Below are 2806 nucleotides of genomic sequence, written 5' to 3' on the forward strand. Positions count from 1 at the left end.
CGAAGCATTCGGGCAATAACCTATCGGTGAAACCGTAGATTTTCTATCCGAATGCTTCGCCCGTACTTTTTGCCGCAAACCCAAATTAGGTTACACTTCATCTTGATGAGAAAGGCTGTGGTAAAGTAAAAACCAAGAAAAAAAGCCGGTATTTATTCTTGAAAATCACTGACTAAAATAACGCAGTCCCTTTACCAATCTTTCTACTGCCGTTAAAGCTGTTTCTGGAGATAAAGCACCGTAGGCAAGACGCAAATAACAGCCTTCTGTTATACCAAAAGTTGAACCGGGTAACACCGCCACCCGCTGCTGCTCAATTAAAGTTTTAACTAACTGAAAATCATTCTTGTCTGTAGAAATTTTCAGGAAGAAATAAAAAGCCCCTTCCGCAGTGGCAACATCACAAATATCCCTAACCGATTCTAGAGCATTCAGGCAAATTTCTCTAACTTGACTGATAGTTTTCAACTGTTCTAAAGGATAGCTTTTACCCACCTGCAACGCCCCTAGGGCCGCGTATTGCGAAACCACCGGCGGACAGATTAAAATAGTATCCTGAATCTTATTAATCGCCTCAGATAAATGTTCTGGTACTACCATATAACCAATGCGCCAACTGGCAAAACCGTAGGCTTTTGAGAGACTAAATAAGGAAATAGTCCAGGATTCACTACCAACAATTGCCGCCGGAGAAAAGTGGCGAGCATGGTTATAGGTAAAATACTCATAAGCCTCATCGTGAATGTGATAGATGCCCTTTTTTTGACAGATTCGATTGACTTCTCTCAGGGTATTTTCTGGATAAACTACTCCTGTGGGATTATTAGGAGAAATCGTCACCACTGCCTTAGTTTTTTCCGTGATTGCCTCTTCAATGGCGGCTGGACGCAATTGATAATTTTTGTCTGTGGCGACCAAAATAACTTGACAATTAGCCATTTTTATGGCCATTTCATGATTGAAATAAAAGGGAGTGTTGAGAATAATTTCATCTCCCGGGGAAGTAATGGCTAAAATGGCATTCATAAAAGCCATATTACTGCCCGCCGTCACAAAAATTGCCTGTTTATCGCTGATTTTTACCCGATTATCTTCGGCTAGTTTTTGCCGAATTACTGCTAATAAGGGGGGAATTCCCGCCACAGATTGATATTGATGATTTTTGGGATTAGCTAAAAATAAAGATAGAGATTCGATCGCCTCCCGGGGTGGTTCATAGGAAACAACCCCTTGACCTAGGGAAATAGTGCCGGGGTTCGCTTTAATTAATTGACCGACCACGGGAATAATCGGTGTTTGTACCCCGTCCATGCGGGAGAGAAGGTCTTTCATTAAAGTAATCAATGGAGCCGAGCAGAGTCGAACTGCTGTCCAAATTAGGTATTGACTGTCCGTTCATTCACAGGTTTAGTTTCGATTACCCTCGAAACGGGGACTGTCACTTATCCCGGACAGTGGGATGCTCTAGTTAAAGCTTAGACGGTTAACTAACTAGAGAAAGTTAAACGTGGCATCCGTTGGGGGTTTATCCATAGTCCTTAACGGAGTCAAACTATGAATGCTCGAGTCGATTAGAGACTATTAGGCAGCTACAGGAGCGGCTTTACGAGCGAAAGGAACGATGTTGTTCGCATTTACTTTTTGTTTGAGCCTTTGATTTACGAGAGGAGACTCACTCTCGACCTGTATCACGGGGGAGCTTTCGCTAACCTGTCGAAACCGTTACGGCCCCTTGTGCTTACATTCTGATTATAGCACATTTTTTGATTAAGCTAATTTCGGCTCAATTGAGGATTTTTCCCTTCCCAGGCGTTAGAGCCTGGCTAGATCGGTAAAAAAGGTTTTTATCGTTGATTTTTGGGAAAGTTATCCTATATTTGCGATCCAGCTGCCATAGTTGATGCCGAAGTTGCCTCAACTCTGAACATTTTCTGAAGATGCCCTGGCGTGGACGAGAGTGTAATTAATCCGTAAAGCTTCTACACGGGCGAAATGTTGAATATTACCCGTAACCAGTTCTAGATTAGATTGAATCGCCGTGGATGCGATCTGTAAATCGGCATGGGCGAGAATATTTCCCTGTTGTTCTAGTTGCGCTTGAATTTCTCCGTAAATTTTCGCTGTCAAGCGATCGAATGGCAGGATCGTGAATTCGGGGATAATTCTCGTTTCGATTTTTTCCAGAAAATGATTGCGCTTGGGGGAACGGAACGCACCTTTATATAGTTCGGCGATCGTGATACTGCTAGTATATTGATTTTCTCGATCGAGCGATCGTAACCATTGCAGATAGTCCAGTAGCGGGCGCTTGCGTAACATCTCTGAAATAGCATCGGTATCAAAGAGATAAGCCATCAGGTTCTCTCGTCCAAGATATTATCCAGTTCTTCGGCTAATTCTTCGGAATCTTCCCAATTTTCGCTTAAATTCGCTAACCCTCCCCTCTGACGAGCGCTTCTCAGTCGTTGCAATTGTCGGATATCTTCGTAACTCACTAGGGCAGCCACGGGTTTGCCGTAGCGGGTGATGACAACGTAGCCCTCTTGGAGAGCAAGATCGATCGATTCGGAAAGACGCGCTTTCACTTCGGCTGTCGAGAGGATTTTTGTCATTGATCTTAAGTTGGACATCTTGACCATAATAATTCTAGTATATCGATTTCCACTCATCGAAAATTTTGGGTGGGAAACCCCGCCGTTCTAGGTTGGCTTTACGTTAGAATTAAAAAGACCGTCTCGAAAACCAAGTGGGCGGACAGCACCTTGAAAACTCGGCTTAGGGGGTTCCGTTCAGAAAAGCTTGTCCG

At 43.6% G+C, this 2806-nt stretch carries 3 protein-coding genes and 1 other RNA gene; all 4 read right to left on the reverse strand.

Features of this window, described 5'->3' with window-relative positions:
- Positions 1 to 165: 165 nt before the first annotated feature.
- The 4 genes from IM477_RS11735 to IM477_RS11750 all read right to left on the reverse strand — a co-directional run bounded on the left by IM477_RS11735 (position 166) and on the right by IM477_RS11750 (position 2630).
- Positions 166 to 1332 (reverse strand): pyridoxal phosphate-dependent aminotransferase, encoded by a 1167-nt coding sequence (locus tag IM477_RS11735; protein WP_287731835.1) that lies wholly within the window; start codon positions 1330 to 1332, stop codon positions 166 to 168.
- A gap of 9 nt (positions 1333 to 1341) precedes the next feature.
- Positions 1342 to 1732, reverse strand: a transfer-messenger RNA (tmRNA) gene (gene ssrA / locus IM477_RS11740).
- Positions 1733 to 1914: 182 nt separating this feature from the next.
- Complete coding sequence (locus tag IM477_RS11745) at positions 1915 to 2355, reverse strand: type II toxin-antitoxin system VapC family toxin (RefSeq protein WP_002784674.1); 441 nt, start codon at positions 2353 to 2355, stop codon at positions 1915 to 1917.
- On the reverse strand, positions 2355 to 2630 hold the full coding sequence (locus IM477_RS11750) for a type II toxin-antitoxin system Phd/YefM family antitoxin (protein ID WP_223210417.1): 276 nt from the start codon (positions 2628 to 2630) through the stop codon (positions 2355 to 2357). Before IM477_RS11750 ends, IM477_RS11745 begins: the two co-directional genes overlap by 1 nt.
- Positions 2631 to 2806: the final 176 nt, after the last annotated feature.

It is taken from the genome of Microcystis sp. M090S1 (genome assembly GCF_020246295.1).
GTDB classification, from domain to species: domain Bacteria; phylum Cyanobacteriota; class Cyanobacteriia; order Cyanobacteriales; family Microcystaceae; genus Microcystis; species Microcystis aeruginosa.

Bases quoted from the DNA above. Each gene is read 5' to 3' on its own strand.
- IM477_RS11735 (WP_287731835.1), bottom strand. From the start codon at position 1,332: ATGAAAGACCTTCTCTCCCGCATGGACGGGGTACAAACACCGATTATT.
- IM477_RS11745 (WP_002784674.1), bottom strand. From the start codon at position 2,355: ATGGCTTATCTCTTTGATACCGATGCTATTTCAGAGATGTTACGCAAG.
- IM477_RS11750 (WP_223210417.1), bottom strand. From the start codon at position 2,630: ATGTCCAACTTAAGATCAATGACAAAAATCCTCTCGACAGCCGAAGTG.